Source organism: Candidatus Thiodictyon syntrophicum (genome assembly GCF_002813775.1).
GTDB lineage: Bacteria > Pseudomonadota > Gammaproteobacteria > Chromatiales > Chromatiaceae > Thiodictyon > Thiodictyon syntrophicum.
The window spans coordinates 3,756,062-3,773,169 of record NZ_CP020370.1 but is presented as its reverse complement, the minus strand read 5'-3'; the positions used below and the strand labels follow the sequence as shown (position 1 = coordinate 3,773,169).

Sequence of the window (17,108 nt, the reverse complement as noted above, 5' to 3'; positions counted from 1 at the left end):
GGCCCGGTGCCCGATGCTTGATTCGGCCGCTATCGTCGGCATCTTGCTGACTGGCGCTCGGCGATCCCGATCGCGGTATTGTCCAACGGCCTCAGTCCGGCGCGCGCGTCGCTCGGGGCCTCCCCAATCACTGATGCTGACTTACGACAGACGGAGTTTCTATGGCCTGGAATGAGCCAGGTGGCGGCAACAAAGACCCCTGGAGCGGCAAGAGCGGCGGCGACCAAGGGCCGCCGGACCTCGACGAGGTCGTGCGCAAGCTCCAGGAAAAGCTCGGCGGACTGTTCGGCGGGAACAAACCCGGCGGTAACGGCGGCGCCGGTGGCGGCGGGGGATTCAATCTGCCCGGTGGGGCCCTGGCGGCGCGTACCGTCGCCATCATCATCGGCGTCTTGGTCCTGGTGTGGCTCGCCACCGGTCTCTACATCGTGGCGCCGGCGGAGCGCGGCGTGGTGATGCGTTTCGGCAAGTATCTGGACACCACGGACCCGGGGCCGCACTGGCTGATCCCCTATCCCTTCGAGACGGTCGAGAAGGTCAACGTGGACGAGGTATCGACGTTCAGCCACCAGGCGGCCATGCTGACCAAGGACGAGAACATTGTCGACGTGGAGTTGACGGTCCAATCACTGGTGCAGGACCCCGCCCAGTTCCTGTTCCAGGACCAGAACCCGGAGCGCTCCATCAAGGACGCGACCGAGACCGTGGTGCGCAAGACCATCGGCGGCAGCAAGCTGGACTTCATCCTGACCGATGGCCGCGAGGCCATCGAGACGATCATCAGGGAGCGCGTGCAGGAGCTCATGGACCTCTACAAGACCGGTCTGAAGGTCACCTCCGTCAACATGCAGCCAGCCAAACCGCCGGAGCAGGTCAAGGAGGCCTTCGACGACGCCATCAAGGCGCGTGAGGACAAGCAGCGCTCGGAGAACCAGGCCGAAGCCTACTCCAACCAGGTCCTGCCCCAGGCGCGCGGCGAGGCCGCCCGTATCATCGCCGATGCCAAGGCCTATCGGGACAAGGTGGTCGCGGAATCCGAGGGTGAGGCGTCGCGCTTCACCTCGGTGCTGGCCGCCTATCTCAAGGCGCCCGAGGTGACGCGCGAGCGGCTGTACCTCGACACCATGCAGGAGGTCTTGAGTGCGACCAACAAGGTGGTGCTCGACGTGAAGGAGGGCGCCAGCAATCTGTACCTGCCGCTCGATCAACTGATGCGGCACCGTCAGACGACCGGCGTGACGGCGCCCCCGCCGCCCGCAGTGCCGGCGGAAGCCGAGCCCCGCCCGGCGGTCGCCCGCCCCGTTGATCGTGACCGGAGGGCGCGTTGATGGATATGATAAGCAAATACAAGAACTTCCTGCCGGCCGTCCTGGTCGGTCTGCTGCTGTTGATCTGGTCATCGACCTTCATCGTCAACGAATGGCAGACCGCCATCAAGCTGCGCCTGGGTGAGATCACCGGCAGCGACTATACGCCCGGACTGCACTTCAAGGTGCCGTTGCTGAACGAGATCAAGCTCTTCGATCGCCGCATCCAGACCCTGGACTCGTCCCCCCAGCGCTATCTCACGGTGGAGCAGAAGGCGGTTATCGTCGACTACTACGTCAAGTGGCGGATCAGCAACCCCGCGCAGTTCTTCCGCTCCACCAGCGGCAGTTCCAGCCGCACCGCCAAGCTCTTGGGCGAGCGCATCGGCGGCAGTCTGCGCGAGGAATTCGGCCGACGGACCATCCAGGAGGTCGTGTCCGAGGAGCGTACTGAGCTGATGGCGGAGTTGACCAAGAAGGCCGACCTCCAGGCCAATACCCTGGGGGTGGAGGTGATCGACGTGCGGGTCAAGAAGATCGACCTGCCGCCGGAGGTCAGCGAATCGGTCTACATGCGGATGCGCGCCGAGCGTGAGCGGGTCGCGAGCGACCTGCGCGCCAAGGGCAAGGAGGCGGGGGAGCGCATCCGCGCCGATGCCGATCGCCAGCGCACCGTCATCCTGGCCGAGGCCTACAAGGAGTCCGAGGAGGCCCGCGGCGAGGGCGACGCCAAGGCGACCGACATCTATGCCGCCGCCTTCAGCGCCAACCCGGACTTCTACGCCTTCTACCGCAGCCTCAACGCCTACCGCGGCGCCTTCGGCCCCGGCGGCGACATGATGGTCCTGCAGCCCGACTCCGAGTTCTTCCGCTTCTTCCGCAACCAGGACGGCACGGCCCCGCAGTAGCCGCCAGGCCGCCGCGTCATCCCCTGACGCGGCGGCATCCGCCACGCCCATCCAGGGTACAGGCCCCCGTGGGAGCGGCTTGGGCCGCGACGCGACCGGGCAAGCTGCCATGCCCATTAGCCCCGAGCCGCCGCTGCGGCACCCAGACCCCGGCGGCGTCGCCATCCGCTGAATCGCGCTCCGGCCCTGATTCCCAGCTGCCGGATCGGCCTCAAGGGTTGGTCCGCACCTTGACCGTCAACGAACAGAAACGGTACTCGCCGACGAGGTCGATCCCGCCGGTCAGGACGGGCTCTCCGGGGAATATCAGATGCTGGGCGGACAATTCCGGGCGGCCGCGACCGATCTGCGGGTTGTCTTGGATGGCCAACGGCGCCTTGTCGAGGATGTCGCGATAAGCCTCGGCCTGCGCTTCGCCCCAAGTTTCCAGGCTGTACTGGACGATGTCGGCAAAGTCGTCCGCCGCCTTGGGGGAGAGGATCAGCAATCGCTCAAGACGTGACATCAGCACTCACTGTCTTGCCATTGCGCGCGTTCGCGAGTGCCTTTTGAGTGATCTGATTCAATAGCTCCGGGGTGTAGGCCGCGCCCTCGCCGCGCTCCAGTTGCTCGTCACCGACCGCCACCGCGGACCGCAGCACCGCCAATTTCTCGTCTTCGTCCCGCATACGACCGCTCGACCTGTTGGCCTTGAGCATAACTACGGCCACGCTGCTGGACGGGAGCCGTTGGTCCGCACAGCGGACCCTACGGGCGCGGGGCCGTAGGGTCCGCTGTGCGGACCACGGACATCTGATCTGGTCCGGGGCGCGCCGACCCGTCAGTCGACGCCCCCGGTCCGCTCAGGCGGCGGCCTTGAGCCGCTTGCGCATGGCGTGCAGGGTGGGCTCGGTGTAGCCGTTGGGGACCTCGCGGCCCTTGAAGATCAGCTCGCAGGCGGCCTCGAAGGCGGTGCCGTCGAAGGCGGGGGCCAGCGGCCGGTAGAGCGGGTCACCGGCATTCTGGCCGTCCACGACGACCGCCATCCGCTTCATCGTCGCCATCAGCTGCTCGCGGCTGACGACGCCGTGGTGCAGCCAGTTGGCCATGATCTGGCTGGCGATGCGCAGGGTGGCGCGGTCCTCCATCAGGCCGACGTTGTTGAGATCCGGGACCTTGGAGCAGCCCACGCCCTGGTCGATCCAGCGCACCACATAGCCCAGGATCGCCTGGCAGTTGAGGTCACACTCCTGCTGGATTTCGTCCGGCATCCAGGCGCGGTGCGGGTCGAGCGGGATCTGCAGGATGGTGTCGAGGCTGGCGCGGCGGCCGCCGGCGGCGATCTCCGCCTGGCGGGCGGCGACGTCGACCTGGTGGTAGTGCAGGGCGTGCAGGGTGGCGGCGGTGGGGGAGGGGACCCAGGCGCAGTTGGCGCCGGCGCGCGGGTGGACGGCCTTGGTCTCGACCATGGCGCGCATCTCGTCGGGCATGGTCCACATGCCCTTGCCGATCTGGGCGTGGCCGGGCAGACCGCAGGCGAGCCCGGTGTCGACGTTCCAGTCCTCGTAGGCCAGGAGCCAGGGGGCGCTCTTCATGTCGCCCTTGCGCAGGACCGGGCCGGCCTCCATCGCGGTGTGGATCTCGTCGCCGGTGCGGTCCAGGAAGCCGGTGTTGATGAAGATGAGGCGCTCGCGGGCGATCCGGATACACTCCTTGAGGTTGACGGTGGTGCGCCGCTCCTCGTCCATGATGCCGATCTTGATCGTATTGCGGGGCAGCCCCAAGGCGTCCTCCACCCGGGCGAAGAGGTCGACGGTGAACTGGACCTCCTCGGGTCCGTGCATCTTGGGCTTGACGATATAGATGCTCCCGGCGCGGGAGTTGCGCAGCGTTCCCGTGCCCTTGAGATCATGGACGGCGCACAGGGACGTCATCAGACAATCGAGCACCCCCTCCGGGACCTCGGAACCGTCCGGCAGCAGGACGGCGTCATTGGTCATCAGGTGGCCGACGTTGCGCACCAGCATGAGCGAGCGCCCGGGCAGGGTGAGGGTGCCGCCGGTCGGGGTGGTGTAGGTCCGGTCGGGCTCCAGGGCGCGCTCCAACTGCCGGCCGCCCTTGTCAAAGCGGGCGGTCAGGGTGCCCTTCATCAGGCCCAGCCAGTTGCGGTAGACACCGACCTTGTCCGCGGCGTCCACGGCGGCGACCGAGTCCTCGCAGTCCTGGATGGTGGTGACGGCGGACTCGACCAGGACATCGGCGACCCCGGCCGGGCTCGCCTGGCCGACCGGGTGCGCGCGGTCGAGTTTCAGTTCCAGGTGCAGGCCGTGATTGACCAGCAGGATGGCGGTGGGGGCGGCCGCGTCGCCGCGGTAACCGGCGAAGCGGGCCTCATCCTTCAATGCGGTACGGCCGTTGTCCGCCAGGTCGATGACCAACCGGCCCTGCTCCACCCGATAGCCGCGCGCATCCTGGTGGGAGCCCTGCGCGAGCGGTGCGGCCTGATCCAGGAAGGCGGCCGCCCGGGTGATGACCTCGGCCCCGCGCGCCGGGTTGTAGCCCTTGCCGCGCGCCAGACTGCCCTCGTCGGGGATCACATCGGTGCCGTAGAGTGCGTCGTAGAGGCTGCCCCAGCGGGCATTGGCGGCGTTCAGGGCATAGCGCGGGATGCTGACCGGGACCACCAGTTGGGGGCCGGCGATGCGGGTGATCTCCGGATCCAGGTTGGCGGTGGTCACGGCGAAGTCCGGGCCCTCCGGCACCAGATAGCCGATGTCGGCGAGGAAGGCGCGGTAGGCGCCCGGGTCGATGGCGTGACCCTGGCGCGCCCGATACCAGTCGTCGATCTGAGACTGGATGGCGTCACGGCGCGCGAGCAGTGCTCGATTACGCGGGGCCAGTTCGGCCAGCATGGCGGCGAAGGACCGCCAGAGGCCGTCGGGGTCGATCCCCGTACCCGGGGCGATCTCATTGTTTACCAGGTCATACAGGGGCTTGGCGATTTTGAGTCCGCCGACATCCACGCGCTCGGTCATCTGTGTTTGCTCCGGCCCCCGGGTTGCTGAGGGGGTGTCATGGTCGTGAGTGGCAGGGGCGCTGCTGTGCCCCCGGTGCAGTCGGGAGAATGTCAGGCCGCGGGGGGCCGGCTGCAAGTCGCGGGGGCGATTGTTCCGCGCCCCGCGGGACCCCGTCGCGTTCATCCGGCCCGAAATGTCTTGACAACGGCGGGCAGTTCTCACGGATCGAGCGTACCCGGGATCTCCGTCACCACAATCAGTTCTGATCGCACCGGGGCCTCGGGGTTTGTCATGATGGGTCCATTTTGTTACTCTGCACGTCGGGTTGCGGCCCTGACCCAACAAGTCGATGCCGTTGGCCCGATCTCAATGGTGGTCGGCGTCGGTCCCCCCGCGACGCAAAGCCGTGAACCCGGTCAGGCCCGGAAGGGAGCAGCCGCAGCGGTGGAAGCGGGCGCCGGGGTGTGGCTGGCGCAGGCCGCCACCCCCTTTGACGGGCGGCGGCGCCTATCCATACGCCCTACCCGTCCATCTCGTAAGTTCAGGTCCCCGTGGCCTCCAATCGCGTCGGCTCGCGGCCCGCGCGATACCTGCCGGGCCCGCATCGGTTACACTGCGCGCCACCATCGCGCCGCACCGCGGCCCCACCCCTAGCCTGGCATCCCCGCGCATGACCTATCAGGTGCTCGCCCGCAAATGGCGCCCCAAGTCGTTCGCCGACATGGTGGGACAGCAGCATGTGGTGCGCGCGCTCAGCAATGCACTGGACCGGGATCAACTGCATCACGCCTATCTCTTCACCGGTACCCGCGGGGTCGGTAAGACGACGCTGGCGCGCATCCTGTCCAAGGCCCTGAACTGCGAGCAGGGCGTGAGTTCCACCCCCTGCGGGGTCTGTTCCGCCTGCCGGGAGATCGATGCCGGGCGTTTCGTCGACCTGTTGGAGGTGGACGCGGCCTCCCGCACCAAGGTCGATCAGACCCGGGAACTGTTGGACAACGTCCCCTATGCCCCCGCCTGCGGTCGCTTCAAGGTGTATCTCATCGACGAGGTGCACATGTTCTCCAACAACAGCTTTAATGCGTTGCTGAAGACCCTGGAGGAGCCGCCGCCGCATGTGAAGTTCCTGCTCGCCACGACTGACCCGCAGAAGGTGCCGGTGACAGTCCTGTCGCGCTGCCTCCAGTTCAACCTGCGGCGCCTGCTGCCCGAGGAGATCCGCGAACGCCTGCGCTTCGTGCTGGAGACGGAGGGCCTGCCGGCTGAGCCCGCCGCCCTGGCCCTGCTCGCCCGGGCGGCGGACGGGAGTATGCGCGATGGGCTCAGTCTGCTCGATCAGGCAATCGCCTACGGCGCCGGCCAGGTGGTCGAGTCCGAGGTGCGGGCCATGCTCGGCACCGTGGGCGCGGACCTGACCTTCAACCTGGTGGAGGCCCTGGCCGACGCCGACGGCACACGGCTGCTGGCCGAGGTCGAGCGGGCCGGCGCCTTCACCCCCGACTTCGGCGAACTGCTGCGCGAGCTGATCGGCCTGCTGCACCGCCTGGCCCTGTTTCAGCAGGTCCCCGAGACGCTCGCGGCCGACGACCCGGAGCACGCGCGCCTCACGGCCCTGGCCGGGCGGATCGGCGCGGCGGACCTCCAACTCTATTACCAGATCGCACTCACCGGCCAGGCGGATCTGGCCCTGGCCCCGGACCCGCGCGCCGGGCTGGAGATGGTCCTGCTGCGCGCCCTGGCCTTTCGGCCCGGGGAGGGCCTCGTGGGTGCGGGGAGGCCTGCAGCGGCCGGGGGGCCCCGCACGGGCGAGACGCCGGGGGCGCCAGCCAGGGGCGCGCACCCGGCCGCTGCCGCCCTGGCCGCTGCCGCTGCTGCGGCCGGCGGGGGCAGCGAGTCGGGTGCAGGGCCGGTCCCGGCCGAGACGCGGGGGCCGGACCGATCCGAGCCGCCCCCGCCGTTGGATCGGTCCCCTGCACCGGCACCCTTGACCGACACGGCCGACTGGCATCGGTTGGTGGACCGGCTGGGGGTCGGCGGAATCGCCAGCCAACTCGCCCACCACTGCGGCTTCATCGCGCTTGGCGAGGGTCGCTTGACCCTGAGCCTGGACCCGGGGGCGGAGCAGTTGCGCTCCGCGGGGACCGAGGAGCGCCTGCGCGCCGCCCTGGAGGGTGCCCTGGGCGGCCCCCTGCGCCTGGAGATCCGCATCGCCCGCCCGCAGCAGGAGACCCCGGCGCAACGGCGCACCCGGGAGCAGGACGCCCGCGCTCAGGCCGCGCAGGACACCCTGGCGGCCGACCCGGTGGCCCGGCGCCTGCGTGATCAATTCGACGGCCAGTGGGTCCCGGGCAGTATCGAGCCCCTGGACTGACCGTGCCCTATCTCGTCAACCCGGCGACGCGGCCGTGCGGCCGCCGTGGCCTACCTGGAGGCAGTGTATTGTGAAAGGCGGAATCGGCGATCTGTTGAAGAAGGCGCAGCGGATGCAGGAGGAGATGAAGAACGCCCAGGAGCGGCTCGCCCAGGAGGAGGTCGTGGGTGAGTCCGGCGGTGGCATGGTGAAGATCACCATGAACGGCCAGCACCTGGTCAAGCGGGTAGAGATCGACCCCACCCTCCTGGGGGACGACAAGGACATGCTGGAGGACCTGCTGGCCGCCGCCTTCAATGGCGCGAGCCAGCGCGTAGCCGAGAAGGCGAAGGAAAACATGGCCGAGCTGACCGCGGGTCTGCCCTTGCCCCCCGGCTTCAAGCTCCCTTTTTAACTGACGGTTTGCGGATCGGCGTCACCCATGGCCCAGCGCACCCTGCTCAATCAGTTGATCGAGGCCCTGCGCTGTCTGCCGGGGGTGGGCCCCAAGTCCGCGCAGCGCATCGCCTTCCACCTGCTGGAGCGGGACCGCGAGGGCGGCAGTCGGTTGGCGCGGGTGATGGCCGAGGCCATGACCCGCATCGGTCGCTGTCGCCGCTGCCGGACCCTGAGTGAGCATGAGCTGTGCGGACTCTGCGCCAATCCCAACCGCGACCCCGGCCTGCTGTGCGTCGTGGAGCAGCCCTCGGAGATCGTGGCCATCGAGCAGGCCACCGACTACCGCGGGCAGTATTTCGTCCTCGGTGGGCGGCTCTCCCCCCTGGACGGCATCGGTCCCGAGGACCTGGGGCTGGGGCTCCTGGAAGAGCGCCTGCGCGAGGGTCTGGTCAGTGAGGTGATCCTCGCCATCAGCCCGACTGTGGAGGGCAGCGTCACGGCGCAATACATTGCCGAGTGCGCCGCGCAGGGCAACGTCAAGGTGACCCGCATCGCCCACGGCGTCCCCTTGGGCGGCGAACTGGAATACGTCGACGGCGGCACCCTGGCCCTGGCCTTCACCGGCCGGCGCGCACTGTGACCAGCAGGCACGCTTTTCGATGCTATCCACTAATGACCGACCACTGACGACCAGCCCATGACTGATACCATTTTCGGCAAGATTGCCCGCGGCGAGATCCCGGCGGACCTGGTCTACGAGGACGAGGACGTGGTCGCCTTCCGTGACTTGAGCCCCCAGGCGCCGGTCCACCTGCTGGTGATCCCGCGCAAGCCCATCCCGACGCTCGATGACGCCCAGCCCGAGGACGCGCAATTGCTCGGTCGGCTGCTGCTGGCCGCGGCCAAGGTGGCGCGGGCGGCCGGGATCGCCGAGAGCGGCTATCGCGCGGTGTTGAATTGCAACGCGGGCGGAGGGCAGGTCGTGTTTCACCTGCACCTGCACGTCCTGGGCGGACGGCCCTTCACGTGGCCGCCGGGCTGACCGTGGTGCCGCCCATCGCCGACGCGGGTCGCGGCACGGCCGGGGTCATGGTTCCGGCCACACCGCGTCGTAGGGCGGAATCATGATCAAGGCCCGCGGGACTATGCCGCCCGGGTGGCAACGGGTAGCATTGGCATCCGGTCGATCCGGTTGGGTGGTGCGCCCGGGCGCCGAGCGGGCAGGGGCGCCACTGCCGCAACGGCCGCTGGGGACACCTATGACCCACGCCGGCGCCGGGCATCGAATCGCACCGGTGGGCCGCGGCGTCGCACCGGACCCGCGGTCGCGAGTTCGGCAGTGCCGGACGCGGGACCTGACAGCAGCCAACCAGACAGGAGGGCCAGGGGGTCGCCGACCCCCGCGCCAAGACCAATGGCAGTGAATTCCAGACCCCCGGCGGGCGAGGCGCCCCCCGCATTCGAGCTCAAGGCGGCCGGTTTCACCCTGCCCGTCATCCGCCTGTTGAACGGTGACATGGAGGCCGTAGCCGAGCAGATCGGGGCCAAGGTGGAGCAGGCGCCGGACTTTTTTCACAACACCCCGGTGGTGATCGACCTCGGGGCCTTCCCGGAGTGGGCGGGGGAGGTCGAGTTCCCGCTGCTGGTGGGCCTGCTGCGCGGCTACGGGATGATCCCCTTCGGCGTGCGCGGCGGGAGCAAGTCGCAGCACGCCGCGGCGGAGGCGATGGACCTGGCCGTCCTGGGGGAGGCCTATTCGCGTTCCGCCAAGGCCGCACCGGCCGCGGCGTCGGCCGGCGCGGCGGCGCCCGAGGCGGGCCACGGCGCGGCGCCGACCTTTACCCTGGTGACCCGGCCGGTGCGCTCCGGACAATCGATCTACGCGGCGGGCGGTGACCTGTCGGTGATCGCGCCCGTGAGTTCCGGTGCGGAGCTCAAGGCCGACGGCAACATCCACGTCTACGGCGTCCTGCGCGGACGCGCCCAAGCGGGCCATCGGGGTAACGTCGAGGCGCGCATCTTCTGTCAAGACCTGCAGGCCGAACTGGTCTCGGTAGCCGGGCACTACCGGGTCGCCGAGAACATCCCGGCAGACCTGCGGGGGGTGCCGGTGCAGGTCTATCTGGACCAGAAGATCCTGCGGATCGAGAAAATTTGATGCATTAGCGGCGGGTCCAGCGTGTCCCGCCGATGCCGGCATACCCAAGAGGAGGGTCGTAACTTGGCGAGAATCATCGTAATCACGTCGGGCAAGGGTGGTGTCGGCAAGACCACCACGTCCGCCGCCCTGTCCATGGGGCTCGCGCAGCGGGGCCACCGGACCGTCGTCATCGACTTCGACGTGGGACTGCGCAACCTTGACCTGATCATGGGCTGCGAGCGGCGCGTGGTGTATGACTTCGTCAATGTCATCAACCACGAGGCCAACCTCAACCAGGCCCTGATCCGCGACAAGCGCTGCGACAACCTCTACGTGCTGCCCGCCTCCCAAACCCGCGACAAGGAGGCCCTGACCAAAGAGGGCGTCGGACGGGTGCTGGAGGAACTGTCCCAGGGCTACGACTTCATCGTCTGCGACTCCCCGGCGGGCATCGAGCACGGCGCCACCATGGCCATGTACTTCGCGGACGACGCGGTGGTCGTGACCAATCCGGAGGTGTCCTCGGTGCGGGACTCCGACCGTATGCTCGGCATCCTCGCCAGCAAGTCGCGCCGCGCCGAGACCAATGCCGAGCCGATCCGGGAATTCCTGCTCCTGACCCGCTATGACCCGCTGCGGGTAGAGACCGGGGAGATGCTGAGTGTGAAGGACGTGCAGGACATCCTGTCGCTCAACCTGCTGGGGGTGATCCCTGAGTCCAAGGCGGTGCTCACCGCATCCAATTCCGGGGTGCCGGTGATCCTCGACCGGGAGAGTGACGCCGGCCAGGCCTACGCCGATGCGGTGTGCCGGTTCCTGGGCGAAGACCTGCCGCACCGTTTCATCCAGGTGGAGAAAAAGGGCTTCTTCAACCGCCTGTTCGGAGGATAAGCCATGGGCCTACTCGACTACTTCCGCAACTCCCAGCCCAAGGGGACGGCGAACGTGGCCAAGGAGCGGCTGCAGATCCTGGTCGCCCATGACCGGGCCGAGCGCCATCGCCCCTCCTATCTGCCCAAGCTCCAGCGCGAGATCCTGGACGTGATCCGCAAGTACGTGGACGTCGACATGAACTCCGTGTCCGTCAACTACGAGCAAGAGGAGTCCCACGAGGTCCTGGAGCTCAACATCATCTTGCCCGATACGGTCCGCAATATGATGTGAGCGCGGCGGCGCGACCGGGACGGCGCGGGCCAGGGGGATGGCGGCGCGGCGTTCGGTCCGCACAGCGGACCCTACGGGCAACGAGCCATCCCGACAGCATGTCGATGAGCCCGGATGGTCGCCGACGGGGCCATTGGGAACCAACTATGGTGAAAACGCCGCCAATAACGTCGGCAGCGTCGGTTTCCCGCCCGGGGTCAATGTCTGGCTGGACCTGGAGGGGGTCAACGCCGGGGCCTCGGCGCAAGCGGTTTCCGACCACCGCCGGGCGGGCTAGAAATCTGCGCGCCGCTCGACCGTCCTGGCCGCCTCGACGACGACCCCCGGGAAGTCGATGACCGCATCGCCGGGGTCTTCCATATTGCGGATGCGAAGGTCATAGGTGCCGGGCGGGAGCCCGATGCGTTCGCCCGCATCTGCGATCGAGTCGGCGCCGATGCGTTGCGGCTCTGCACCCGCGGCACCGGGGCTTGAGATCTCGAACCGGGCCTTGACCGGCAGTCCGCCCTTGCGGGCGATGACCCTGAGGGTGCCGCCCGCAAATTCGCCGGTCTTCTGCACGCTCTTTCCGGCCTCGATCGGGATGTCCGTGAATCGGCGCACCGCCTCGCCGAGGTCCTCCTGGTTCTGGATCACCAGGTCGTAGGTCCCGGGCAGGAGCTCGATGGTCGCGCCCTCGATCCCGATCGGACCGCTGGCTACCGGTTCGTCCGTCCCAGCGGTCGCCTCGCCGGCCCGCAAGACCTGGTACCAGGCATTGAAGGGCCGGCGGTTGCGCAGGGCCTTGACCATGAGGTCACCGCCGGAGAAGTCGGCAACCTGCTCGATGGTCTCGCCGGCCGCGACCCGCAGTCCCGTGAAGGTCAGGGTCGGGGTCGCGGTCTCCTCCCGTTCCCTGACCACCAGGTCATAGGTCCCGGGCACGAGCCTGATGACCTCGCCCTGATCGGCGATCGGATGCGACGCCAGTGGCGGCTGCCCCGGGCCGCGCGGGGTCTCCCCCGCGTAGAGGTCGTACCAGGCCCCGAGCGGTTGGCCATCGCGCAGCGCCCTGACGGTGAGTCGGCCGACGGCCTCGGCGGTGGGCGCGACGGCCTTCCTGATGGCGCCCGCAAGGTCCGCGGCGTTCTTGGCGGGGAAGTAGGCCCCACCGCCGGCCGCCGCGATGCATTCGAGCCGGGTGCGCTCCTTCGCCGCGACACCGAAACCGACGACCTGCAGCGTGAACCGGAGGCCCGAGGCCTTCAGTTCCTTGACCAGGGCACAGGGATCGCCGCCGCAGCGCTCGGCACTGTCGCTCACCAGGACGATCGTGGTTTCACCGGCGTGCTCGCGCAGCCCCTCGGCGGCCGCCCGCAGGGCCCCCGCAAGCGGCGCCTTGCCCCTTGGGGTCAGGTTCGAGAGCTTTTCAGTCAAGGCTTTGCGGTCGAGCGGACCCAGGGCTACCAGTTGCTCCACGTCGCGGCAATCGTCTTTTTTCCGGTGCCCATAGGCCAGCAGTCCGACCTCGATCCCGGCCGGGAGGTCCGCGATGAGGTCGCTGAGCACCGTCCTGGCGATCTCCATCCGGGGCTTGCCCTGGGCCTTCGTGGCCATGCTCGCGGAGGCGTCGAGGATGAAGAGCAGGCGGCCTGCATCGCCGGCCGCAGCCCAGGACGCAACGGGCATCAGGACCGGGGCCAGTAGCGACAGGGCGAGGGCGAGGGCGAGGGCGATGACGGCGGCGAGTGCAGGCCGCCGCCGGATCGAGGGACACAAGGACATGAACCGGGTCTCCACGGCTGGGGGATCGGCCATTGTATCCGGCCCCAGCGCGCCCCGGGTGTGCGAACCAAGCATCCTTTGACCGCCATGCACCGGTGGCGGCCTCCGAACGGCAGCGCAACGTCCTGCGAGGATGGTCCGCTCCTGAGCGGCGGCGCCCGCGGGCGCCGCCTTTCCCGGGGGGCGCTGCCCGCGGGAACGAGAACCTGCACCGACATCCGGGTTGCCGTTTGTCGGATATGATATGGGCGTGGCGGGGCGCCAGGGTCGGCGCCGGCCAGGGATGGCGGCGCGGTGTTCGGTCCGTGCAGCGGACCCGACGGGCACCGAGCCAGCCCGTAGGGTCCGCTGTGCGGACCAAACGTCGCCCACCCGCACCAGGATTTGTCGACCCCTGTCGACCCCTGTCGACCGGCGGCCCCCGGATGGCCGTCTTGGTGCTATGGTCAGTGCGCCACCCCCAAGTGCCCGGGCGCGGGCCTTGAGTCCCGCCCGGGCGCTGCCCTAACGCGATCGGAGTGCCCCATGTTGCTCACCGCCTTCCTGTCTGGCCTTGTCCTGTATTCGATCTATCGGGTCGTGATCCGCGCCTTCTACACCGTCAAGCCCAATACCTGCGCAAGAACCTGCCGCTGTTGAACGCCTTCATGGAACAGCAGTGCCTGACCACCGGCAGCCGCTACGGGATCGAGTGACCGGCTGCCCCTCGTCCAGCAGCACCTCCGCCAGCCGCCCGGTCATGGCCGCGGCGATGCGGATCTCCTCCGAGAGCGGCTCCACGCGGCCGAGGGCGGCGATGACCGTGCGCGGCGCGGGGCTCGGCAGGTCGCGCGCGGGCACTTCCGGGTCAGCCGCCCGGACCTCAAGGGTCCCCGCCAGCGCCCAGACCAGGAACAGGCATAGCGGCAGTCTGGGAGGGCAGGGGATGGACGGGGGGCGGCGCTGCATGGGGTTGACTGCCGTAGGTGTGGTCTTGCGAGTGCTCCGGGCCTGGGCCTAGGGTAACCCGAGCGGCCCCGGTCGGTCGATGGACCCGCCGGCGGGCGGGAGCGGCCCCGGCGGCGAAGATAGTGCGGGGTGGGGCTAGGCAACGAGTCAAGAACACGTTAAACACAACACCATCGTTGTCGTTGTCGTTGTCGTGATCGTAATCGAAGAGGCGATGCAACTTGGGGTGCGAGAGAATCAGGGGGTGCTACGATAACCTCGATTACGACAACGACAACGACAACGACGCGACAAGCATCCCCTAGTGCCACGCATCCGCCGGATCATCGCGCCCTTGCCCGCGTTCTTGTACCTCATCATCGGCGCTCTGCTGCTGGTCCCGGCCCGGTCGGGGGCAGACACCCCGGCCGTCCTGCCCCTGGCCTTGCAGACGCTGCCGGCACCGGTCCACTCCTGGGAGGAGGCCGCCCGCCGCTGGCGCGGCGGCGGCCTGCCGCCGGCCCAGAACGACATCCACCTGGGCTTCCAACCCCAACCGCGCTATTTCGCCGCCCCGCCGCCCGGCCGTCCCGAACCGGACCGCCCGGCACCCATGGCCGGGCAGGGCCCGATCCTGAAGCTCACCGCGGCCAATCTGGACCTGGTCGAACTGGTCTATCTGGCCGCGGACGGCATCCTGGCGGCACCGCGTCAACGCACCGGCGACACTCTGCCCCTGTCCGAGCGCGACCTGGGGACCACCATGCAGGCGTTTCGCCTCGATCCCCGCCTCATCACCGACCATGCCCTGCTGCTGCGCGTGACCACCACCGGCAACCTCAGCCTGGTCCCCCGGCTGCTGGACGCCACCGCCTTCGCGACCGAGCAGGCGCGCGCCTTCCTCACCGGCGGGATGCTGCTGGCCCTGGCGACCCTGTTCAGCCTGATCATGCTGGCGGCCTGGGCCGCCAGCCGGGAGGTCCGCTTCCTCGCCTTCGTCCTGCTCAGCGTGCCCTTCAATCTGATGGGGCTCGCCGTCACCGGGCAACTGCCCTATTTCCTGCCCTTTGTCGACCCCGGGGTCCTCGGCCGGGCGGCCAGCGTGCTCAACTACATCCTGACCGCCGCGAGCATCTTCGCCTTCGATCTGATCGTGCGCCCGCCTCCGGCGCACCGCCGCATCCGCCGCTTCTGGCGCGGAGCGGCCTGGCTGCTGCTGCTGCTCGCACCGACCGGTCTGCTCGACATTCATCCCTGGCTCGCGCCGATCAACCGCGCCGTCCAGCTTGGGTTTATTGCCTTTCTGCTGGTCTATGGACCCTGGCAGTGGCGCCGCACCTCCACCCTGGGACGCATCGCCCTGGCCTATCTGATCACGACCTGCCTGAGTGCGATCCCGATCGTGGCCCGCCCCTGGCTGCCGCAGTTGGCGAGCCTCGCGGTGGCCTGGTTCTGGCAATTCAACCTGCTGCTCCAGTCGCTCATGCTGGTCGCGGTCCTGATCGTGGGCGGGCGCATCCTGCGTGAGGTCCCGGAGCAGACCCGCCGCATGCAGCAGGCGGAACACGAGCGCGTCAGACTGGCGGCCGTCGCCGACAAGTTCAGCGGCCTGCTGCAGGTGGTGTCCCACGAGGTCCGCAACCCCGCGTCCTCCCTGCGCCTGCTCGCCGGCAATCTGCGCCGCGGTCTGCTCTCCAACACCGAGGCGGCCGACGACCTGACCCACCTCTCCAACCACCTCGTCGACATCGTCCAGAGTCTCCAGGCCCAACGCGCCGCCTTCGCGACGGGCCACGCGGCAGACTTCCACTACGACCTGCACGCCAAGGTCGAACAGGTGCAGGGCGCCCTGGGCGGACACCTGGACCTTGCCCGTCTGGACCTGGCCATCGCCGCCGCACCCGACCCCGGGTGCCACCTCATCGATGCCCCGCGCCTGGTGCTGATCTTAGGCAACCTCCTGGACAACGCCTTCAAGTACGGCGGGCCGGGCCGCGTCCGGCTGGCGCTGATCAGCACCCCCGGATGCTTTCGCATCGACTGCACGGATCAGGGCCCCGGGCTCGCGGCGGGCGAGGAGGCGGCGGTCTTCGAGCAGTTCTGGCGCGGCGCCCGCTCCCGTCACATCACCGGCTGGGGCCTCGGCCTCTGGGCCTGCCGCAATGCCGTCGAATCGCTCGGCGGGACCATCGTCTACCGTCCCCAATCCCCCGCCGGGGCCGGCTTCCATATCAGCGTGGAGCGCCGCCCCACGCTGCCTCCGACCGCGCCTTGAGACCAGCCATGAACGACGAGCCGATGACCCCTGCCGATCACATCCTGGTGGTGGAGGACGACCCCATCGGCGGCCGCCAGTTAGCGCGCTTCCTGCGCAGCTTCGGCTATCAGGTCACCCTGGTCGGCGGCCAGGCGGCGGCGTTGGAGCAGCTTGCCCGCCAGTCGTTCCAGGGCGTGATCATCGACCTCACCCTGACCGATGGCGATGGCTATGGGGTGCTGGATGCCCTGCATCTGCAAGACCCGTGTCTGCCGACCATCTGTACCACCGGCCGGTGCGAGCTCAGCGCCCGCGTCGAGGGACTGAAGGCCGGCTTCGACCACTATCTGCCCAAGCCGTTCGAGCCGCTGGAACTCGAGGCCCTGCTGGCGGCGGTCCTGCGGCGGCGCCGACTCATGGAGGCGCGGCTCGCCGCCCCCCAGGCCGAGCGGACGGCCGAGCGCTGGCAGGTCTTGACGCACGAGCGTTGCCTGAAGCTCGACGGCACACTGCGTATCCCCCTGAGCGATATCGAGTTGCGGTTCCTGACCTTACTGCATGACGAGGCCCCGGCGACGGTCGCTCGCGATGCCATCATCCGCACCCTCGGCCGCCCGGAGAATCTGTACACCCGGGCCCGCCTGGACACCGCGATCTCACGTCTGCGTCACAAGATCGCCGCCGTCGCCGACCAGCCCGCGCCTTTCACCAGCGTCTACGGCACCGGCTATGTCTGGGTCCAACGCCCGGCCGCTGCGCAGCCGCCGCGGGTCGGCCCTGAGCCAGGTAAGAATTCGTCAGAATTGGTTTGAATCCGTTTGTGGACAACGGACCAGGCCACTCCTACCGTTATTCGGGACGGCGACGACCCCCGTCGGTGCGCCGCCTCAGCCGGG

General features: G+C 68.8%; 17 protein-coding genes and 1 other RNA gene. 13 read left to right on the top strand and 5 right to left on the bottom strand.

Going from position 1 to position 17,108, the window contains the following annotated elements; all coding sequences use genetic code 11:
- Nucleotides 1-161: 161 nt before the first annotated feature.
- Both hflK and hflC read left to right on the top strand, forming a co-directional pair.
- Nucleotides 162-1,328 (top strand): FtsH protease activity modulator HflK, encoded by a 1,167-nt coding sequence (hflK, locus tag THSYN_RS15780; protein ID WP_100919982.1) that lies wholly within the window; start codon nucleotides 162-164, stop codon nucleotides 1,326-1,328.
- Entirely contained in the window at nucleotides 1,328-2,215 is an 888-nt protein-coding gene (gene hflC / locus THSYN_RS15775) for a protease modulator HflC (protein WP_100919981.1), read from the top strand. Before hflK ends, hflC begins: the two co-directional genes overlap by 1 nt.
- A gap of 211 nt (nucleotides 2,216-2,426) precedes the next feature.
- On the opposite strand, the gene THSYN_RS15770 is transcribed toward hflC, so the two are convergent.
- The 3 genes from THSYN_RS15770 to THSYN_RS15765 all read right to left on the bottom strand — a co-directional run bounded on the left by THSYN_RS15770 (nucleotide 2,427) and on the right by THSYN_RS15765 (nucleotide 5,229).
- Nucleotides 2,427-2,720: a type II toxin-antitoxin system RelE/ParE family toxin gene (locus THSYN_RS15770; protein ID WP_100919980.1), complete on the bottom strand. Its 294-nt coding sequence runs from the start codon at nucleotides 2,718-2,720 to the stop codon at nucleotides 2,427-2,429.
- The gene (locus THSYN_RS33970; RefSeq protein WP_157817720.1) at nucleotides 2,707-2,913 is read right to left on the bottom strand and encodes a hypothetical protein; all 207 of its coding nucleotides are present in this window, start codon (nucleotides 2,911-2,913) and stop codon (nucleotides 2,707-2,709) included. The genes THSYN_RS15770 and THSYN_RS33970 overlap by 14 nt, the downstream gene beginning before the upstream one ends.
- A gap of 144 nt (nucleotides 2,914-3,057) precedes the next feature.
- Nucleotides 3,058-5,229 carry a malate synthase G gene (locus THSYN_RS15765; protein ID WP_100919979.1) on the bottom strand — a complete coding sequence of 724 codons (2,172 nt, stop codon included), beginning with the start codon at nucleotides 5,227-5,229 and terminating at the stop codon, nucleotides 3,058-3,060.
- A 362-nt stretch (nucleotides 5,230-5,591) separates the two neighbouring features.
- Between THSYN_RS15765 and ffs the strand changes: the two genes are divergently transcribed.
- From ffs to THSYN_RS37000, 9 genes are all read left to right on the top strand, one after another.
- Nucleotides 5,592-5,688, top strand: an RNA gene (gene ffs, locus THSYN_RS15760) — signal recognition particle sRNA small type.
- A gap of 193 nt (nucleotides 5,689-5,881) precedes the next feature.
- Nucleotides 5,882-7,582, top strand: coding sequence for a DNA polymerase III subunit gamma/tau (gene dnaX, locus THSYN_RS15755; RefSeq protein ID WP_100919978.1), 1,701 nt, complete (start codon nucleotides 5,882-5,884; stop codon nucleotides 7,580-7,582).
- A 70-nt stretch (nucleotides 7,583-7,652) separates the two neighbouring features.
- Nucleotides 7,653-7,976 carry a YbaB/EbfC family nucleoid-associated protein gene (locus THSYN_RS15750; RefSeq protein WP_100919977.1) on the top strand — a complete coding sequence of 108 codons (324 nt, stop codon included), beginning with the start codon at nucleotides 7,653-7,655 and terminating at the stop codon, nucleotides 7,974-7,976.
- A gap of 27 nt (nucleotides 7,977-8,003) precedes the next feature.
- Nucleotides 8,004-8,600: a recombination mediator RecR gene (gene recR / locus THSYN_RS15745; RefSeq protein WP_100919976.1), complete on the top strand. Its 597-nt coding sequence runs from the start codon at nucleotides 8,004-8,006 to the stop codon at nucleotides 8,598-8,600.
- Between the two features lie 57 nt (nucleotides 8,601-8,657).
- Nucleotides 8,658-9,002, top strand: a complete 345-nt coding sequence (locus tag THSYN_RS15740; RefSeq protein WP_100919975.1) for a histidine triad nucleotide-binding protein — start codon at nucleotides 8,658-8,660, stop codon at nucleotides 9,000-9,002.
- 372 nt (nucleotides 9,003-9,374) lie between these two features.
- Nucleotides 9,375-10,118 (top strand): septum site-determining protein MinC, encoded by a 744-nt coding sequence (minC, locus tag THSYN_RS15735; protein WP_100919974.1) that lies wholly within the window; start codon nucleotides 9,375-9,377, stop codon nucleotides 10,116-10,118.
- A 63-nt stretch (nucleotides 10,119-10,181) separates the two neighbouring features.
- Complete coding sequence (minD, locus tag THSYN_RS15730; RefSeq protein ID WP_100919973.1) at nucleotides 10,182-10,991, top strand: septum site-determining protein MinD; 810 nt, start codon at nucleotides 10,182-10,184, stop codon at nucleotides 10,989-10,991.
- A gap of 3 nt (nucleotides 10,992-10,994) precedes the next feature.
- Entirely contained in the window at nucleotides 10,995-11,264 is a 270-nt protein-coding gene (gene minE, locus THSYN_RS15725; RefSeq protein WP_100919972.1) for a cell division topological specificity factor MinE, read from the top strand.
- Nucleotides 11,265-11,397: 133 nt separating this feature from the next.
- The gene (locus THSYN_RS37000) at nucleotides 11,398-11,541 is read left to right on the top strand and encodes a hypothetical protein (RefSeq protein ID WP_172965204.1); all 144 of its coding nucleotides are present in this window, start codon (nucleotides 11,398-11,400) and stop codon (nucleotides 11,539-11,541) included.
- On the opposite strand, the gene THSYN_RS15715 is transcribed toward THSYN_RS37000, so the two are convergent.
- Nucleotides 11,538-13,061: a vWA domain-containing protein gene (locus tag THSYN_RS15715; protein WP_157817719.1), complete on the bottom strand. Its 1,524-nt coding sequence runs from the start codon at nucleotides 13,059-13,061 to the stop codon at nucleotides 11,538-11,540. The two genes, THSYN_RS37000 and THSYN_RS15715, sit on opposite strands and share 4 nt — an antisense overlap.
- A 612-nt stretch (nucleotides 13,062-13,673) precedes the next feature.
- Nucleotides 13,674-13,976 (bottom strand): hypothetical protein, encoded by a 303-nt coding sequence (locus tag THSYN_RS33965; RefSeq protein WP_157817718.1) that lies wholly within the window; start codon nucleotides 13,974-13,976, stop codon nucleotides 13,674-13,676.
- Nucleotides 13,977-14,310: 334 nt separating this feature from the next.
- On the opposite strand from THSYN_RS33965, the gene THSYN_RS15705 reads away from it, so the two are divergent.
- Nucleotides 14,311-16,230 carry an ATP-binding protein gene (locus THSYN_RS15705; protein ID WP_157817717.1) on the top strand — a complete coding sequence of 640 codons (1,920 nt, stop codon included), beginning with the start codon at nucleotides 14,311-14,313 and terminating at the stop codon, nucleotides 16,228-16,230.
- A gap of 8 nt (nucleotides 16,231-16,238) precedes the next feature.
- Nucleotides 16,239-17,024, top strand: coding sequence for a response regulator transcription factor (locus THSYN_RS15700; RefSeq protein WP_100919967.1), 786 nt, complete (start codon nucleotides 16,239-16,241; stop codon nucleotides 17,022-17,024).
- The last annotated feature ends 84 nt before the right edge of the window (nucleotides 17,025-17,108 follow it).